This is a genomic window from Ruegeria sp. AD6, assembly GCF_056542325.1.
Map to the genome: position 1 here is coordinate 611,353 of NZ_JBQFZQ010000001.1, position 18,056 is coordinate 629,408.

An 18,056-nucleotide genomic window follows, 5' to 3' on the forward strand; every position below is an offset into this window, starting at 1 on the left:
CGCCGCATTCAGGACGAAAAGGCCGCGCCAGCGCGGCGCGGCCTTGGGTTTTTCGGCTTAGGACAGAATGCCGAATTTGTAGATCTGCGGCAGGTCCGCGATGTGCTTTTCAACACCCACCATGTTTTCACGATGGTGACGCATCGCCGTGCGCCAGTAGGGTTGGATCACAACGCCTTCTTCGATCATAATCGCCTGCAGCTTGCCCATCACTTCGCGACGGCGGTCTACATCGGCAATCGAGTTGGCCTCGGCAAGCAGCGCGTCAAACTCTTCGTTCGCGAAACCGGATTCGTTCCATGCCACGCCTGACTTATAGGCCAGCGCCAGGATTTGAGTTCCCAGCGGACGATGGTTCCAGTTGGTCGACGAATAGGCGTATTTGGTCCAGTCGTTCCAGAAGGTCGAGCCAGGCAACACGGTGTGCTTCGCCTTGATCCCGGCGTCATTCAGCTGAGCAACAACAGCTGCGGTTGTGTTCCGGCGCCAGTCATCGTCGATGGACTGAACTTCATGCTCGAAGTCGCCCATGCCGGCCTCGTCCATAAGGGCTTTGGCCTTTGCAGGATCATAGGGAATACGAGTGACCGCTGAATCATGTTCCGGGTGCATCGGACCGACATGGCAGTTGTCCGCAGCGATGCCGTAGCCGGACATACCAAGCTCCAGACACACTTCGTTGTCCACGGCCATCGCCAGCGCCTGACGCACGCGTTTGTCGCCGTAGATCTTGTTGCCATCGGCGTCTTCGGCCAGTTGGTTCGGACGAATGACGATGGTAAAGCCCGACGGGATTTCCGAGCGGGTCAGGCCGATGCCGTCAAAGATGTCGACAAATTCACCGACCGATTCCCAGTTCATGTCGATTTCTTCGGCTTCGTATGCAGCCAGGAAGGCGGCAGGGTCGGTGCCGTAGTCGATGAACTCGATCCGGTCGATATAGCCGCCTTTTCCGGCTTCATAACCCCACCAGTCGAAGCCTTCGTTGCGCACCAGAACGCCTTTGACGCCGACTTCGTGGCTTTCGGGCAGCATAAAGCCGGTTCCGATCGGGTTGCCCAACATGTTGTCGGGGTCGTGGCTGCTGTGAACAATGGCCGCCGGATAGTCAGCCATGCCCGGAATGATGGTGATGTCCGGCGCGTTGCACTTCAGCTTTACGGTGTGCGTGTCAACCACGGTGATCGCACCGTCGGCTGCTTTCTGGGTGCTTTCGTCAACCAGGGACGCCATCCGCGACGCCATCGAGTTGCCCTCGACCGACGAGTCGCACCAGCCGGTGATATTGCGGGCAACATCTTCGGCTGTGAAATCGTCGCCGTTGTTCCACTTAACACCCTTGCGAACGTTCAGAGTGTATTCGGTGGCGTCGTCATTGGCCTCCCAGCTTTCCAGCAGCATGGGCTTGAACGAGCCGTCATTGTTATATTCGACCAGATATTCCAGCCAGCCTGCGGTGAAGGTGGCAATCTGTGTCCAGTCGAAGGTGCGCGGGTCTTTCAGCGCGCGCACTTCCATCTGATAGCGGATGGTGCCGCCACGCGGCGGTTCCTGTGCGGCTGCCGGTGCTTGCAAGCCGATCAGGCCATAAGCCGTGGGCACTGCAACGCCCAGCGCGGTGGCGCGGGCCATAAACTCGCGTCGGCTGAGTTTACCGTCGCGGCATTCCTGGGCGTGCATCTCTGCTGCCCAATGAACCGATGCTCCGGTTGGTGTTCGATCTGACATTTACTCTATCTCCCTGAGTAACAGTTTTTTTGATTTGATGAACGAGCTTACCCGGCGCAGTTCGCGCCGACGGGTAAATCTACGGGATTTGTTCTTTGGATTCTCTGCATCCCCATGGGCGTATTCGGCACCAGAATTTGGAACGCGTCAATGTTCGAAATCGTCATTCGAGGCACAAAAACGACATTGGCCGGTCTTGTGTTCGGGATGTTTTCGGTAACAGGTTGCGCCTGTCTGTCACGAAATTCGCAGTTTTTCCGCCTATTTTTAGGGGATTGCGCATCGATTCCTTGCGTAACGCGGACAAGGATTAAGTTTTCTTCAGGTAAGGGGCCCGCGTCGTAATCTTACCATCTTGTTACTTGGAGAAATCCACATTTGCCCAGCGTTTCATGCGTGCGCGAAACCACGTGCGCTGACGTTTTGCGAACTGGCGCGTCGAAATCGTGGCTCGTTCGCGTGCCTCGTCCAGTGTCATTTCACCGTCCAGATAAGACATCAGCTCGGGCACGCCGATGGCCTTGAAGGCGGGCAGTGACGGATCGTAGCGGTCGCTCATGGCTGCAACCTCGTCCAAGGCACCTGTCCTCACCATCTGATCAAATCGGCGTGAGATCCGATCCAGCAGCCACGCTTTGTCCACATCAAAGACGATCGGAACGCAGTCCTCCAGCTTCAATGCAGGCGGTGGCGTATCCGATTGCCAGGATTGAAGGCTGCGACCCGTCGCGGTCTGAACCTCCCACGCGCGCTGAACGCGGGCGCGATTGTTTATGTCCAATCGGCTCAGCGTTTGACTGTCCACGCCATCGATCAGATCCGGCAGGGACATCTGATCCGCGATCTGCCGAACTTCGGTGGGGGTGGCGGGGATCTCGGCCATCCCTTCGGTCAGGGCGGTGAAATACAACCCGGTGCCGCCGACGATGATCGTGCGTTCCCCAGCGGTCAGCAGAGGCACAGCCTCACGCAGCCAGTGGCCGGTTGAATAGCTATGATCATAGGCGACATGGCCATACAGCTTGTGCGGTGCACGCGCCTCGTCCTGCGGCGACGGTCTGGCCGAGATCACCTGCCAGCAGTCGTAAACCTGACTGGCATCGGCGTTAACGATGACCCCACCAAAGGTTTCGGCGATCTGCAAAGCCAGGTCCGATTTGCCGGATGCGGTCGGGCCTGCGATCAGCACGGGCTTGCCATCCTCGATAGGCGGCAACCGGTCCCAAATTCGTGTTGCGGGTCGGTCCGCCATCAGGGTCGCTTTCTTCCTAAGCATCCGCATTGAACCTGCGGAACTTTTGCTTCATTTTGCGCCGCAAATAAACCCGTGCCAGCCCGGAGCGCAATATGAGCCTGACCCCATCACCCGAAACAACGAAACCCAAGTATAACCGCGTCATGCTGAAAATCTCTGGCGAGGCGCTGATGGGGGATCAGGGATTCGGTCTGCACCCGCCAACCGTGCAGCGGATAGCGCAAGAGGTGAAATCGGTTCACGATCTGGGGGTCGAGATTTGCATGGTGATCGGCGGGGGCAACATCTTTCGCGGCCTCAGCGGATCGGCACAGGGGATGGAGCGGACCACCGCTGACTATATGGGAATGCTGGCCACCGTGATGAACGCGCTGGGGATGCAGTCGGCACTGGAAGAGATTGGGGTGTTCACCCGCGTGATCTCGGCCATTCGCATGGATGAAGTGTGCGAGCCCTATATCCGCCGCCGTGCGGTGCGACATCTGGAGAAAAAGCGGGTCTGCATCTTTGCCGCCGGTACCGGCAACCCGTATTTCACAACCGATACCGCCGCGACCCTGCGCGCCAACGAAATGGCCTGTCAGGCGATCTTCATGGGCAAGAACGGCGTTGATGGCGTGTATGACAAGGACCCAAAAGAGCACGCCGATGCGGTACGCTACGACACCGTCTCTTATGATGATGTGCTGGCCAAGCGGCTGCGGGTCATGGACGCCTCGGCCATTGCGCTGGCGCGGGACAACAACCTGCCGCTGATTGTGTTCGGCCTTGATGAGCCCGGAGGCTTCCGCGGCATTCTGGCGGGCGAGGGAACCTATACCAAGGTTCAGGGCTGACGCGGCGCTTTTGAAAGCAATTGGGGAAGGGGACCGGCCATGACGTCTTTGGATATCGATTTCGTTCGGGCTCAGTTCCCGGCCTTTTCCGAGCCCAGCTTGAAAGGGCAGGCTTTTTTCGAAAATGCGGGCGGGTCTTATACGTGCAAGCCGGTGATTGACCGGCTGACGCGGTTCTACGCCCAGCGCAAGGTGCAGCCTTATGCGCCGTTTGAGGCAAGCCAGCTTGCAGGGGCTGAAATGGACGAAGCCCGCGCGCGGCTGGCGGCCATTTTGGGCGTCGACACCGATGAGCTGAGCTTTGGACCCTCGACCACCCAAAACACTTATGTTCTGGCGCAAGCGGTACGGCAATGGATAAAGCCGGGTGAGGCGATTGTCGTAACCAACCAGGATCACGAGGCAAATTCCGGTCCGTGGCGACGCCTAGCAGATGCGGGGATCGAAATCCGGGAATGGCAGATCGACCCCCAGACCGGAGCGCTAAACCCGCAAGACCTTGAGAATCTGCTGGACGAGAAAACCCGCCTTGTCTGCTTTCCGCATTGCTCGAACGTGGTGGGTGAGATCAATCCGGTGACGGAAATTACAGCCATTGCTCATGCCGCCGGGGCGTTTGTCTGCGTTGACGGCGTGTCTTATGCGCCGCACGGGTTGCCGAATGTCGGGGATCTGGGGCCGGATATCTATTTGTTCTCGGCCTACAAGACCTACGGCCCGCATCAGGGCTGCATGGTCATTCGGCGAACGCTTGGGGAACTGCTGCCGAACCAGGCGCATTACTTCAACGGGGACGTTCTGTATAAGCGCTTTACCCCCGCTGGTCCCGACCACGCGCAGATCGCGGCAAGTGCGGGGATGGCAGATTACATCGAACTGCTGTGCCAGCACCACGGCGGACCAGACACAGGTGCGGCCGCACAGGGGGCTTTTGTCCATGATCTGATGCGCGCCCATGAAGAGGCGTTGCTGCAACCGGTTCTGGATGCGGTCAAATCGCGCAATGCCGTGCGCCTGATCGGACCTTCTGATGCGGCGCATCGTGCACCGACGGTCGCTTTGGCCTTGGGAAAACCGGCCGAGCCTGTGGCAGCCGAGTTGGCCAAATATGGCATCATGGCGGGTGGCAGTGATTTCTACGCGGTGCGACCGTTACAAGCCATGGGCGTTGATCCGGCGCAGGGCGTATTGCGGGTCAGCTTCACGCACTACACCTCGCAACAGGAAATTGATCAATTGTTGGAGGCGCTTGATCGCGTTTTGTGATCCACTCAAAGCCCTGTTTCGTATCACGAAGAAAACACCGGGGCGGTCATGTCATCTATACAGTCCCCAATCATTATCTGGTTCCGACGGGATTTGCGCCTGTCGGACCATCCGGCCTTGTCTGCCGCCGCGCAAACCGGTCGGCCTGTCATTCCGGTATTCATTCTTGATCCACTGACCGAGACACTTGGCGCTGCACCCAAATGGCGTCTGGGTTTGGGGCTTGACGCCTTCGCGCAATCGCTGGGTCAGGCTGGCAGCCAATTGATCCTACGGCGCGGCTTTGCGTTGGATCAGTTGCAGAAACTGGTGTCCGAGACCGGCGCGACCGAGGTCTACTGGTCTCGGGCCTATGATCCAGAGTCGATTGCGCGGGATATCAAAGTCAAAGCGGCCCTGATCGACCATGGCGTTCAAACCAGGTCCTTTGCAGGCCACCTGCTGTTCGAACCCTGGACCGTTGCCACGAAAACCGGGCAGCCGTTCCGCGTGTTCACTCCGATGTGGCGCGCAGTGCAGGGGCGAGAGGTGCCCGAGCCATTTCCCAATGTAACCAACCTGACCGCGCCCACCCATTGGCCTGTGTCAGAAACGCTGGTTGACTGGAGTATGGGAAAATCGATGAACCGGGGCGCTCGGGTCGTTCGCCCGCATGTTCGACCCGGTGAGAACGCGGCCTATGACCAACTGAACGCCTTTTTGGATCGCGTTTCACGCTATTCCGAAGACCGGGACCGACTGGATGTCGATGGCACCTCGAACCTCTCGGAATATTTGTCCTTGGGCGAGATCGGCCCTCGGGCGGCGTGGCACCGTGTGCAACAGGCCGCGTTGATGGGAACGACCGGGACCGACAGTTTCCTGCGGCAGTTGGTCTGGCGCGAGTTCGCCTATCACCTGATGTATCACACGCCGCACCTGCTGACCGGCAACTGGCGACCCGAATGGGATGCCTTCCCATGGAATACCGACCCGGACCACCCCGAGGTGTTGGCCTGGAAACAGGCCAGAACCGGCATATCTGTAGTCGATGCGGGCCTGCGCGAGATGTATGTGACCGGTCGAATGCACAATCGTGCCCGGATGATCGTCGCAAGCTACCTGACCAAGCACCTGATGACCCATTGGAAAGTCGGGATGAATTGGTTTGAGGACTGCCTGATCGACTGGGACCCGGCCTCAAACGCGATGGGCTGGCAATGGGTGGCGGGTTCAGGTCCGGATGCGGCCCCGTTTTTTCGCATCTTCAACCCGCAAACGCAGCAAGAGAAGTTCGACCCTAGGAACCATTATCTGCAGCGTTGGATCGCCGAAAGGCACGCAAACCCAAGCGCCACCGCCTTGGCCTATTTCGACGCGATCCCGAGGTCCTGGGGAATGAACCCGTCCACGCCATACCCGTCACCGGTCGTGGATCTGGCTGACGGGCGCAAGCGCGCTCTGTCTGCGTATGAAAGCCGAAAAACCCAGTAAGGAACTGAAAACTTGCCAGAAACAAAAAGCCGTCCTAGCCTGAACCAAACACCGCAGAGGGGAGAGCGGATGATCCTGACGTCGACCGAGGGGCAGACAGACCTGCCCAGATATTTCGCGCAAGTCTTCAAGATGCTGGGCAAGATGGAGTCCGGGCGGCTGGATATCACTTTGCCGGATGGTCGCGTGTTTCGATCAGAAGGCCCCAAACCCGGCCCGATTGCGGCGGTCGAAATCCACGACCCGGATGTTTTTGCACGTCTTATCCGGGAAGGAGAGCTTGGGTTCTCGGACGCCTATCTGGAAGGACATTGGAGCACGCCCGACTTGCGATCCTTTATGGATCTTGTCCATCTCGGCTCGGAAACGGTTTATGACGGGTTCACGGGCAAGTTCCTGGTGCAGGCGTATGAACGGCTGCGGTTCTGGCTGCATCGCAACAACCGGAAACAGGCCAAGAAGAACATCTCGTACCATTACGATCTGGGCAATGACTTCTATGGCCTGTGGCTTGACGATACGATGACCTATTCCAGCGCCCTGTTCGAGACCGGACAGGAGAGCCTGGAAAAGGCGCAGACGGCCAAATACGCCAGCCTCATTGACGAAATGGGCGTCAAACCCGGCGATCATGTGCTTGAGATCGGATGCGGCTGGGGCGGCTTTGCCGAATATGCCGCGAAAGAGCGTGGTTTGCGCGTCACCGGCCTGACCATTAGTCAAGAACAGTTGAACTTTGCGCGACAACGTATGGAAAAAGCTGGACTTACCGATATGGTCGAGCTGAAGCTTCAGGATTATCGGGACGAGCGTGGATTGTATGACGGCATCGCCTCGATCGAGATGTTCGAGGCTGTGGGACAAAAGTACTGGCCTGTCTATTTCGAGACGGTGCGCGAACGTCTGAAGCCCGGCGCTCAGGCCACGTTGCAGATCATCACCGTGGGCGATCACCGCTGGGATTTTTACAAGAACGGTGTTGATTTCATTCAGAAATACATCTTTCCGGGCGGCATGTTGCCATCGCCCACGATCCTGCGCCAGCAGATTGATCTGGCGGGGCTTGATCTGGTGCGTTCGAAAGAGTTTGGCAAAAGCTACGACCTGACGCTGCGCCGCTGGTATGACACGTTCAACGCCAAGTGGGATCAGATCGCTGACATGGGGTTTGATGAGCGTTTCCGCCGCATGTGGAATTATTATTTGACCGCATGTGGCGCGGCCTTTGACACGGGCAATTGCGATGTGACACAGATCACCATAGCAAAGCCCAGTTAAGGAACGGAATTGGTAAATGCCCACAGCCGCGCGATTAGTTGCCGCCCTTTGTCTTGCGGTGGTGGCCTTTCTGGTCTCCAGCATGATTATCAACAACGGGGAAGAGGGTAAGGATTACGGCTATTTCACCGTGGTGAACCTTGTAATCGCTGTCGCATGTGGCTGGAAAATCATGGGCAAACGGGCAGGGCGCGGCTGGACTGCCGGGATCAACAACGGGCTGACCGGCGTGGCCTCGCTGGTGTTCTGGGCGCTGTTTGTGCAGGGCTGTTATGAGATGTTTCGCCTTGCCATGCGCAACCGCTATGACGGCCCGTTCGAGGCGCTCAAGGCGATCTTCGTGATCGGTGTCGACTATGGGCGGTTGCTGCTGGTTCCGGAAATCCTGATCACTTTGGCCGTCGGGTCGGTTCTGGCCGGTCTGGCCACGGAAATCGCCAGCCGACGCTGGCGCTGATACCCTCAACCCGACAGGAAAGCTGTTCACCCGTGTCTGATTTGTTCTTTTACGGCACCCTGCGCTACGTTCCACTGCTGGAACGCGTGCTGGGTCGGTCCGCTGGGGATGTGTCGCTGACCCCTGCCAGTCTGCCGGATCATGCAGTTCATGCGGTGGTAGGAGAGGACTTTCCGATGATCCAGCCAATGCCGGGGGCTGAGGCCGACGGCCTTTTGGCCCGCGACCTGACCAAGCAGGATCTGGCACGACTGGCCTATTACGAAGGCGGGTTTGACTATGATTTGCAGCCCTTGGCCGTAGCCTTACCCGATGGCAGCACGACGACCGCTCAGGTGTTTTTCCCGGCCCCCGGTGCCTGGGTGCCTGCGGGTCTTTGGTCGCTGGAGCGGTGGGCCGAGAAACTGGGCGAGGTCACCGCGCTGGCCGCCGAAGAGGAGATGGCCTATTTCGGCAAGGTTGATGCCAAAAAGATGACCCGCAGCATCCCGGCAATACAGACTCGCGCCCAGGCCAAGTTGTTTGCCCGGCAGCGCCGCTCGGGTGATCCGCGCGATACGGCAACGGATGTTGTCGTCCACAGTCATACACGCGCCTATGTCGATTACTTCGGCATAGAGGAAATCCAGCTACAGCACCGCCAGCACGACGGTTCGATGGGTCCTGTTCTGAACCGCAACAGCCTGATGCAGGGCAGCGCGGTTGTGGTTCTGCCCTATGACCCGGTGCAGGACACCGTGATGCTGGTCGAGCAGTTCCGCCCCCCGATCTTCCTGATCGAAGACCCCGAGCCCTGGATGTGGGAGCCGGTGGCGGGCATGATCGACGCTGGCGAAACACCGGAACAGGCGGCCCATCGCGAGGCGTTGGAGGAGGCTCAGGTCACGCTCGATGCGCTAGAGTTTGCGGGTGGGGCCTATTCCTCAAGCGGGTCTTCGACCGAGTATGTCTATCTGTATGTCGGTCTTGGAGCTTTGACCGAAACGACCGACGCAGGCGGATTGGACAGCGAAGGCGAGGATATTCGCACCCGAATTCTGCCGTATTCGGAATTCATCAGTCTTGTGGACAGCCATGCCTTCAAGGATTTGCCCTTGCTGTCGCTGGCCCATTGGCTGGCCCGTCACCGGGACCGTTTGCGCCAGTGACTATCGCGCTTGTGGTTGCGGCGGCTCGGCTGTAAATCTTCCCTGATACCAAACGACAAGAGGGCGCCATGCGCATTGCACGAGACCTTGCCGACGCAGTCGGGAAAACACCGCTGATCCGGCTGAAGCGCATCAGTGAAGAGACCGGATGCGAAATCCTCGGCAAGGCCGAGTTCATGAACCCGGGACAGTCGGTCAAGGACCGCGCGGCGCTTTATATCATCCGCGATGCGGTCGCGCGGGGTCAGTTGAAACCCGGTGGCACCATTGTCGAAGGCACGGCGGGCAATACCGGGATCGGCTTGGCGCTGGTTGGTGCCTCAATGGGCTTCAAGACGGTGATCGTGATTCCGGAAACCCAGTCGGAAGAAAAGAAAGACATGCTGCGCCTTGCCGGCGCGCAACTGGTACAGGTTCCGGCGGCGCCGTATCGCAACCCAAACAACTTTGTGCATTACTCGCGCCGTCTGGCCGAGGAACTGGCGCAAACCGAACCCAATGGCGCGATCTGGGCCAACCAGTTCGACAATATCGCCAACCGTCAGGCCCATGTGGAAACCACCGGCCCCGAGATTTGGGAACAGACCGATGGAAAGGTGGACGGTTTTGTCTGTGCCGTAGGTTCAGGCGGAACGCTGGCCGGTGTGGCCGACGCTTTGCAGCCCAAAGGTGTGAAGATCGGCCTGGTCGATCCGATGGGGGCAGGGCTTTACTCCTACTACACCACCGGTGAGATCGCGATGGAGGGCAGCTCGATCGCCGAAGGCATCGGACAGGTGCGCATCACCAAGAACCTGGAAGGCTTCACGCCGGACTTTTCGTACCAGATGACCGACAATGAGGCGCTGCCCCTGATCTTCGATCTGCTGCGCGAGGAAGGTCTGGTTATGGGCGGTTCAACCGCGATCAACATGGCGGGCGCGGTGCGTCTGGCCAAGGATCTGGGCCCCGGCCATACTATCGTGACCATCCTGTGCGACTATGGCACGCGCTATCAGTCCAAGCTGTTCAACCCGGAATTCCTGCGTGAAAAAGAACTGCCGGTACCGGATTGGATGACCGAAGCACCCCGCAGCATTCCGGGCGTGTTCGAGGACGTATGATGCTGCAGCAGGTCCGCCTGTGCCTTGTTCTGGTTGCCCTGTGTCTGTTCGGGTTTGTCGGCGCGGCCACCGCGCAACTGACCGACCGGCAGAGCGAATACTATCAGGGCTGGATCAAGACGGCGGACCGGGCCGAAACGGTGATCGAGGCCAACAGGGCCTCGAATGCTGCGTTAGAAAATCTACGTTCTGAAATAAACAATTACCGCGAGGACTTTAATCAGGCGCGCGGGGCAAACACTGACCGCATTCAGACATTGGAAGGCCAGATCAAGGCGCTGGGTCCCAAGCCGGAAGGTGATGCCGAAGAACCAGAACAACTGGCGATGTTGCGCGCGCATCTGGACGAACAACTCAACAGCCTGCGCGTCCCCCGGATCATCTCGGAAGAGGCCTATAGCAGGGCCAACGGGTTGATCAGCGAGATTGACCGGATCATCCGGGACCGCCAGAAAAAAGAGCTGTTGCAGCGTGGTCCGTCCCCGATCAACCCGATCTATTGGCGGCCGGCCTGGGCGGATGTGACCGAAGCCACCCGCAGCCTGTTCAACGAGACCGCCAAGAACCTGCGTACAGATTCCGTCCGCGAACAAATCCGCGAGCGCGGCCTGGGCATTTTTCTGTTGATGGTTGCCTCGGCGGTTCTGCTGATCTTTGGGCGTTATTGGTCGGAAAGAGGCGGGGACTACCTGCGTAAATTGGGTGGTGGGGGCACCGGGGTCTGGACCTTTGTCGTCTCGCTGTTCCGCATTGCTCTGCCCTGGTTGGGTGTCTGGGCCGCCGTTCAGGCGATCACGCTGACCGGGGTGCTGGGCTTGCGTGGCACCTTTCTGTTGCAAAGCGTTCCGTATTGGGCCGCGATCATTTTCTTCTACGATTGGATCGGTCGGCAGATCTATCTGATCGGAGAGGCGCAGAATTTCCGCCGCCTGTCAGCAAATAAAATCAAGGAATTGCGGGTCTATCTGGATCTGCTGGCCATCATGCTGATTTTGCACGAACTGGCCATTCTGTTCGATCAGATCGAAAATATCTCGGACGCGACGCGGGCTGTTGTCAGCTTCCCGGTTGTTGTCATGACCGCGTTGCTTCTGCTGCGGGTGCGCCATATCCGGACCAATGACGTCCAACAGGATGAGGTCGACCCAAACGCGTCAACCCGCGGCGCAAGCCTGAGCCAACTGATCGAGCTGCTGCGTCGTGTGCTGTTCCTGCTTGGCATCGCGACGCCGGTTCTGGCGATGTTCGGCTATACGAATGCAGCCGAGGCCATTGTTTTTCCGGCGGTCAAGACGCTGATCCTGATTGCGGCGCTGGTGATCGCGCAGCGCTTCCTGACAACGGTTTATGGTTGGATAACGGGGCAGGGCGACGCCGCGCGCGACTCGTTGTTTTCGGTGCTGCTGGGGTTTGCGCTTGCGATCCTGTCGGTGCCCGTTCTGGCCATCTACTGGGGCGCACGCGAGACTGATCTGATCGAGGTTTGGACGCGCATTCTGCTGGGTTTCGACATCGGTGGGGTCACAATTTCACCCAGCAATTTCCTGACCTTCGTAGCCGTATTTGCCATCGGCTACACGGTGACGCGGCTGGTTCAAAGCGGGTTGCGCAACTCTTTGTTGCCCAAAACAAAAATTGATCCAGGTGGCCAGAACGCGATTGTGGCCGGGTCCGGCTATGTCGGGATCACCATCGCTGCGCTGATCGCGATTATGGTGGCCGGGTTCGATCTGTCCTCGCTTGCGATTGTGGCCGGGGCGCTGTCTGTCGGGATCGGATTTGGTCTGCAAACTATCGTGTCGAATTTCGTCTCGGGCATTATCCTGCTGGTCGAGCGTCCGATCTCGAAGGGGGATTGGATCGATGTGAACGGGATGATGGGCTATGTGCGCGACATCTCGGTCCGGTCCACGACGATTGAGACCTTCGACCGAACAGATGTGATCGTTCCGAACTCGGACCTGATCAGCGGCGTGGTTACGAACTATACGCGGGGCAATACCATCGGGCGGGTGATCGTGCCGGTAGGCGTGGCCTATGGCACAGACACGCAACAAGTCGAAACGATTCTGGGTGAGATCGCAAATGCCCATCCGATGGTTCTGGCGAACCCTGCACCCAGCGTGGTGTTCCAGGGCTTTGGCGCGGATTCGCTGGATTTCGAAATCCGGGCCATCCTGCGCGACGTGAACTGGGTGCTGTCGGTGAAATCCGACATGAACCACGAAATCAACCGCCGCTTTGCCGAGGCCGGGATCGAGATCCCGTTTGCTCAGCGTGATCTGTGGCTGCGCAACCCTGAAGTTCTGCACCCGGCGCCTCAAGGCCCGTCCGAGCCGCCTGAGAAAGAACCCGAGGCCCCGAAAAAGGCGACGTCTGCGCCGATCCAAATGACCGAGGCGGATCTGGATCCTGACGCCGGGGATGAGCTTTGATCCGTCCATAGAAGACATCGGATTTCGACGTCACGGATTTGTTTGAAACCGTTCACTTTCCCTGAATTCGGCCCTTGCAAATCCACCGGCATTGGTCCAAATATCGCCGTCACGGAGAGGTGGCCGAGTGGTCGAAGGCGCACGCCTGGAAAGTGTGTAGGCGGGAAACCGTCTCCAGGGTTCGAATCCCTGTCTCTCCGCCACTTTCATCCGATTTGCTGTCCAATTGCCAAGCTGTGAACGCCGGTGCGCCAACTGCCTGCATTGTAACGAATTGATGACGGGATTATATTCGCCTCAAGCGGAAAACTCTGCATATCGGCAGACAGGACAAAAAACAAAATGATTGAGCTGGACGGTAATGCGCCGCTGCGCAAAAGCCAGAATTACGAGATATTCCAACATCCTGAACTGGAAAACGCCTTGCTGAAGGTTCGGGTTGATGAGCCAAAGCGCAACCATCTCATTCCGCGCTATGCCGAATGGCGGTACGGAAATCTGCGACAATGGGCGCGTGAGGCGAATGAATACCTGGCGGCCCTGAATCGTGGGTGTCCCGAGATTGAGCGTCTGGCCCGGTTCATGGGCTATGCGCCGACCTCTCGGGGACCGGCCCTTGTGGTTGAAAAAATGACCGGGCCGGACGGAGATCTCGCGCCCTCGCTGCACGCTGAAATGGTGGCGGCAAAGGATAAACCCGAGGTTCAGCAAAAGCTGAAGGCCGAACTACTGGAGCTTTTGGACGATCTGGAGCGCGGTCGTATCATCGTGGGCGACCTGTGGGCCGCAAACATCGTCCGCGCGCAGGAACGCGGCGGTCGGCTTGTTGTGATCGATGGGCTGGGTGAGCGGGTTCTTTTCCCGTTGACCGTGTTCAGCGATTGGGCCTTTCGGCAATCAATCGCCCGGCGGCGCGCGCGAATGGCGCGCTGACGCGTGTCGGAAAGGGGTGCGCATTTGTGATTCCGGGCCTTGGCGGTTCGGCCTGATTTGCTCTATCCCTTACAGAGTTCGTCAATTTGATTGTCTTTCGCCAAGAGGTGCGCCGTGAAACTTGAAATCCCGAACTCCACGCCACCTGCAGATGCGTCTCAGCGCAAGGCCATTGAACCCGTCATCTGCTATCCGCCAGACACGCTGGACCCGCCGGACCTGACCGGGCTGCGTGCCCTGCGCAACGCAGCCGTCAAATCCGCCGAGGTCACTGCGGCCCCTCGGGATGCGGCGTGTATCGACGTCCCCGCAGGCGCGTTTTTCCGCATTGTGTCGGTGCAGGGGTCTCAGGTCGGCGATCTGAACCTGTGGAACAAGCACGATCTGGCCGAGCGGTTCTATTCCGGAAAAACCCGCGCGTTGCATGGCACGCATCTGTCGACCGGCGACCGGATGTGGTCGAGTTTCCCTACCATGCGCCCGATGGCGACCATCATTGACGATACGCTGGACTGGTATGGATTCGATGAGTTCGGCGGCTCGGTCCACGATGTTATCGGGACGCGCTGTGACCCGTATACCGGTCGGCTGTTGTCTGGTGACGACTATCACTATTGCTGCCATTCCAATCTGACACGCGCCTTGTCCCGGTATTGCAGCCTGCCGCTGCACGAGGCTGAGATGCACGTGCATGACGTGTTGAACGTTTTCATGTGCACCGGGTTCACGCGGGACACCGGTCAGTATTTCATGAAGGCCAGCCCGGTGCGTCCGGGGGATTATCTTGAGTTTTACGCCGAGATCGATTTGATCGTCGGTCTGTCGGCCTGCCCGGGCGGGGATTGTTCGTCCGAGCATTCCTCGGACACCGCCGCTTGCTACCCATTGTTGATCGAGGTCTACGACCCCGGTGAAACAGCCCGTGCTGCGCATGAACCGCCGGCCGTTTCGGCCTATAGCCGCACCCATGGAACGGATTGAGGTTGGACCTTTCGCGGCGCTTTCCGGGTTCAAAAAACAGCCCCACAACAGGCGAATAGACCCTTAAGTCTGATAAACGTTAACAAAAATCGGAATTTGTTATAGTCTTGTGGCGTTATTCAATTGGTAACGCCCGGGTATTGGTGTGACACAGACGCTTTATGAGAAATACGGTGGGTTTAAAACGATCAGCCGGGTGGTGATGTCCTTCTACGAAATGGCATTGGATTCCGACGAGATCGGCGACTATTTCGAAGATATCGATATGCCGCGCCTGATCGACCATCAAACCAAATTCGTTTCCTCTCTGATCGGGGGGCCTGCTGCATTCAGTGACGACAGGATCGAGGCGGTTCACCGCCATCTCAATATCAGCCACGAGGACTTCGACGCCATGGCCGTGTTGTTCGGCGAGGCGCTGGAAATGCACGGTATGTCAGAGCCAGACATCAAGACAGCCCTTGGCGCGATTGAAGGAAAACGGTCGATCATCGTCGCCCGGGACGCTGCATGAGCATCCATGCCATCAACGAGCAATTGTTGCGCGCTATTGGCGTCGGCGTGGCCGTGGTGCGGGCCGAGGATCTGGAGTTTGTCTTTCACAATGGCTCTTTCGCCGAATGGTTCGGCAAACCAGAGGACGGTCAAACGCTGCTGGATCTGGTGCCCGATCTTGATCTGAGAGAGTTGGATGACGTCAAACAGTCTGGCCTGCGCTACTCGGTCGAGTTGCAGATCAAGCCCAGACGCCGGACCTTGATCTTTGCGGTCACAGTGTCATTGGCCAATGGCCTGTCCGAGCAGGTTCTGATCATCGAATGCCAGAACATCACGCGCATTCGCGAACTTGAAAGCATGATCGACAGCTACTCGACTATGGTGGAACGCAACACCCGAGAGTTGGAGCGCGAAAAGGAACGGGTCGAACGTCTGCTGCTGAACGTGATGCCGCGCGCGGTGTACGAAGAGTTCAAGACCTTCGGTGTTGTGACCCCGCAATTGTACGATCAGGTCTCGGTCGTGATGTTGGATTTTGTCGGCTTCACCGACTTTGCCGCGAAAACCGATCCGACAGTGACGCTGAGCGAGTTGAACGACATCTTCACAGCCTTTGACCGGATCGTCGAACAGTTTGGATGCGAGAGGATCAAGACGATCGGTGACGCCTATCTGGCCGTTTCGGGCATGCCCGATGCGACGCCGGATCACGCAACCGCCGTGGCCCATTGTGCCGTGCGGTTTCTGCGCTATCTCGAACGCCGCAATGAAAGCCACCCCTATAAATGGCAGGCACGTGTCGGGTTGGGCATGGGGGCTGCGGTCGGGTCGGTCGTGGGTATCCAGAAATACGTCTATGACGTCTTTGGTCCAGCGGTGAACACCGCCGCGCGTCTGCAAGTCTTTGCAAACCCGATGAATATCGTCGCGCCGGAGGAAATGAAATACGCCCTGATCGACGAATTTCAGGTCTCGGATATCGGTCTTGTCGACATCAAGGGCATGGGGCAGATGAACCTGATCAATGTCACCTCGGGCCTGAGCGTGCCGCAAAACAGTCAGCGGGTCTGAACCACATCAGTCGTCCTGCGGCACCAACCCCAATCCACGCAGATAGATCCCGATACCGCTTTCCAGCAGGTCCTCGGGCGGGAAGGGCGACGTTGCGCCCGTGTTGCGGGCGTAGAGTTCGACGACCCCATGGCTCATCGCCCAGATATGCGCGCTGAACATCGAAGCAGGCGGGCGTTTTTCCGGTGGAATATGTTGCGACAGATCCGCTGCGGCCTTTTCCAGCACATTCTTGGCACGATTGGCCGCCAGAGAAAGCTCGGGCGTGCGGTTCAGAGACACGCCGCTTTCGAACATCGCGATATAGTGGCCGGGATGTTTGCGGGCAAAAGCCAGATAGGCGCGCCCCGTCGCCTCGAACGCGGCAAGGGCCGAGGGCTGGCCTTTGTCATAGGCGTACTGCATCAGGTCGGCAAACATCTCGAAGCCTTGTTTGGCAGCTTCGGCAATCAGATCTTCACGCCCGTGGTAGTGCCGATAAACAGCCGCTGGCGTGACCCCAGCCGTCTTCGCCGCCTCGGACAGAGTGAACCCCGTCGGGCCTTTTTCCTCGATCAGGGACAACGCAGCCTCAATCAGGGCTTGTTTCAGGTTTCCATGGTGGTAACCGCGTTTCGTCATCCTGGCCTCAGGTCAGTTTTCATTCCTTGGGAAGCAAAGACATAGTCCACCTGTGTCTGAGCGTCCATCACTTGGTGCTGCGTGCCTACGCGTCCCAAATCTCTGGCCCGCCGCAGATTTTTGGGTCAATTTTACCCACCGCGCCCTTGTCTTTTTCATCATAGTCCAGCGCGCCAAGAACCGTCTGAATCGCTGCGATGCGGGCGCGTTTCTTGTCGTCTGATCGGACGATGGTCCAGGGGCAATGCTCGGTATGGGATCGGGTCAAAGTCTCCGAGATCGACTGAGTGTATTCGTCCCATTTGTTCAATCCCGCCACATCAATGGGGCTGAGTTTCCATTGCTTCAGCGGGTCGGTTTCTCGCGCGAGGAACCGGTTCAGCTGTTCGGCGCGCCCGACATTCAGCCAGAACTTGAACAGGTGGATGCCGTCATTCACCAGCCCGGTTTCTAGCGGCAGAACCTGACGAAAGAAACGTTCGCGTTGTTCAGGCTCGCAAAAGCCAAAAACGTTTTCAACCACGCCGCGATTGTACCAACTGCGGTCGAAGAACACGATTTCCCCAGCCGTAGGCAGATGCTGGATATAACGCTGGAAATACCACTGGCTGCGTTCGGCGTCGGACGGTTTGGCCAGCGCCACATTGCGTGCGCCGCGCGGGTTCAGGTTTTCGCGAAAGCGTTTGATCGTGCCGCCTTTGCCCGCCGCGTCGCGGCCTTCGAAGATGATTGCAACCCGCTGACCGGTCTCTTTGACCCAGGATTGCATCTTGACCAGTTCGATCTGCAACGCCCCGATCTGCGCCTCATACTCCTTGGACTTCATCTTTTCCGCATAGGGGTAGGTCGGGTTCAGGATGTCGCCCTTCTTTGCCTTTTTGATCAGGTCGCGCACATCCTTCGGCGCGCCTTTGCGGAAGTAGTTATCGATGGAGCCTTTTTCGGACCGGGCCATGCATCACCTCGCAATAAA

General features: G+C 58.4%; 16 protein-coding genes and 1 tRNA gene. 13 read left to right on the forward strand and 4 right to left on the reverse strand.

Annotated features, from left to right (window positions below; genetic code table 11):
• Positions 1-57: 57 nt before the first annotated feature.
• Both ACR0KJ_RS02880 and miaA read right to left on the reverse strand, forming a co-directional pair.
• Entirely contained in the window at positions 58-1,728 is a 1,671-nt protein-coding gene (locus ACR0KJ_RS02880; protein WP_170451189.1) for an ABC transporter substrate-binding protein, read from the reverse strand.
• 358 nt (positions 1,729-2,086) lie between these two features.
• Positions 2,087-2,980, reverse strand: a complete 894-nt coding sequence (gene miaA / locus ACR0KJ_RS02885; protein ID WP_170451187.1) for a tRNA (adenosine(37)-N6)-dimethylallyltransferase MiaA — start codon at positions 2,978-2,980, stop codon at positions 2,087-2,089.
• Between the two features lie 101 nt (positions 2,981-3,081).
• Between miaA and pyrH the strand changes: the two genes are divergently transcribed.
• From pyrH to ACR0KJ_RS02950, 13 genes are all read left to right on the forward strand, one after another.
• Positions 3,082-3,819: a UMP kinase gene (gene pyrH / locus ACR0KJ_RS02890; protein WP_480582223.1), complete on the forward strand. Its 738-nt coding sequence runs from the start codon at positions 3,082-3,084 to the stop codon at positions 3,817-3,819.
• 39 nt (positions 3,820-3,858) lie between these two features.
• Entirely contained in the window at positions 3,859-5,085 is a 1,227-nt protein-coding gene (locus tag ACR0KJ_RS02895) for an aminotransferase class V-fold PLP-dependent enzyme (protein ID WP_480625935.1), read from the forward strand.
• Positions 5,086-5,133: 48 nt separating this feature from the next.
• A complete protein-coding gene (locus ACR0KJ_RS02900; protein ID WP_480625936.1) occupies positions 5,134-6,558 on the forward strand; it encodes a cryptochrome/photolyase family protein in 1,425 nt (474 codons plus the stop codon).
• Between the two features lie 69 nt (positions 6,559-6,627).
• On the forward strand, positions 6,628-7,836 hold the full coding sequence (locus tag ACR0KJ_RS02905; RefSeq protein ID WP_170518197.1) for an SAM-dependent methyltransferase: 1,209 nt from the start codon (positions 6,628-6,630) through the stop codon (positions 7,834-7,836).
• A gap of 16 nt (positions 7,837-7,852) precedes the next feature.
• Positions 7,853-8,293 carry a TrgA family protein gene (locus ACR0KJ_RS02910; protein ID WP_170518201.1) on the forward strand — a complete coding sequence of 147 codons (441 nt, stop codon included), beginning with the start codon at positions 7,853-7,855 and terminating at the stop codon, positions 8,291-8,293.
• 32 nt (positions 8,294-8,325) lie between these two features.
• Complete coding sequence (locus ACR0KJ_RS02915; RefSeq protein ID WP_480625937.1) at positions 8,326-9,441, forward strand: NUDIX domain-containing protein; 1,116 nt, start codon at positions 8,326-8,328, stop codon at positions 9,439-9,441.
• A gap of 68 nt (positions 9,442-9,509) precedes the next feature.
• Positions 9,510-10,544, forward strand: coding sequence for a cysteine synthase A (locus ACR0KJ_RS02920; RefSeq protein ID WP_480625938.1), 1,035 nt, complete (start codon positions 9,510-9,512; stop codon positions 10,542-10,544).
• Positions 10,544-12,979, forward strand: a complete 2,436-nt coding sequence (locus ACR0KJ_RS02925; RefSeq protein WP_170621711.1) for a DUF3772 domain-containing protein — start codon at positions 10,544-10,546, stop codon at positions 12,977-12,979. Before ACR0KJ_RS02920 ends, ACR0KJ_RS02925 begins: the two co-directional genes overlap by 1 nt.
• 113 nt (positions 12,980-13,092) lie before the next feature.
• Positions 13,093-13,182 (forward strand) — tRNA-Ser (locus ACR0KJ_RS02930).
• Positions 13,183-13,321: 139 nt separating this feature from the next.
• Positions 13,322-13,912: a YrbL family protein gene (locus ACR0KJ_RS02935; RefSeq protein ID WP_480581438.1), complete on the forward strand. Its 591-nt coding sequence runs from the start codon at positions 13,322-13,324 to the stop codon at positions 13,910-13,912.
• 114 nt (positions 13,913-14,026) lie between these two features.
• On the forward strand, positions 14,027-14,893 hold the full coding sequence (locus tag ACR0KJ_RS02940) for an urea carboxylase-associated family protein (RefSeq protein ID WP_480625939.1): 867 nt from the start codon (positions 14,027-14,029) through the stop codon (positions 14,891-14,893).
• Positions 14,894-15,038: 145 nt separating this feature from the next.
• Entirely contained in the window at positions 15,039-15,407 is a 369-nt protein-coding gene (locus ACR0KJ_RS02945; RefSeq protein WP_170451166.1) for a group I truncated hemoglobin, read from the forward strand.
• Positions 15,404-16,462: an adenylate/guanylate cyclase domain-containing protein gene (locus ACR0KJ_RS02950; RefSeq protein ID WP_480625940.1), complete on the forward strand. Its 1,059-nt coding sequence runs from the start codon at positions 15,404-15,406 to the stop codon at positions 16,460-16,462. Before ACR0KJ_RS02945 ends, ACR0KJ_RS02950 begins: the two co-directional genes overlap by 4 nt.
• A 6-nt stretch (positions 16,463-16,468) precedes the next feature.
• Here ACR0KJ_RS02950 and ACR0KJ_RS02955 read toward each other — a convergent pair whose 3' ends face one another.
• Complete coding sequence (locus ACR0KJ_RS02955; RefSeq protein ID WP_170451162.1) at positions 16,469-17,083, reverse strand: TetR/AcrR family transcriptional regulator; 615 nt, start codon at positions 17,081-17,083, stop codon at positions 16,469-16,471.
• A gap of 85 nt (positions 17,084-17,168) precedes the next feature.
• Positions 17,169-18,038, reverse strand: a complete 870-nt coding sequence (gene ppk2, locus ACR0KJ_RS02960; protein ID WP_480625941.1) for a polyphosphate kinase 2 — start codon at positions 18,036-18,038, stop codon at positions 17,169-17,171.
• Positions 18,039-18,056 lie beyond the last annotated feature (18 nt).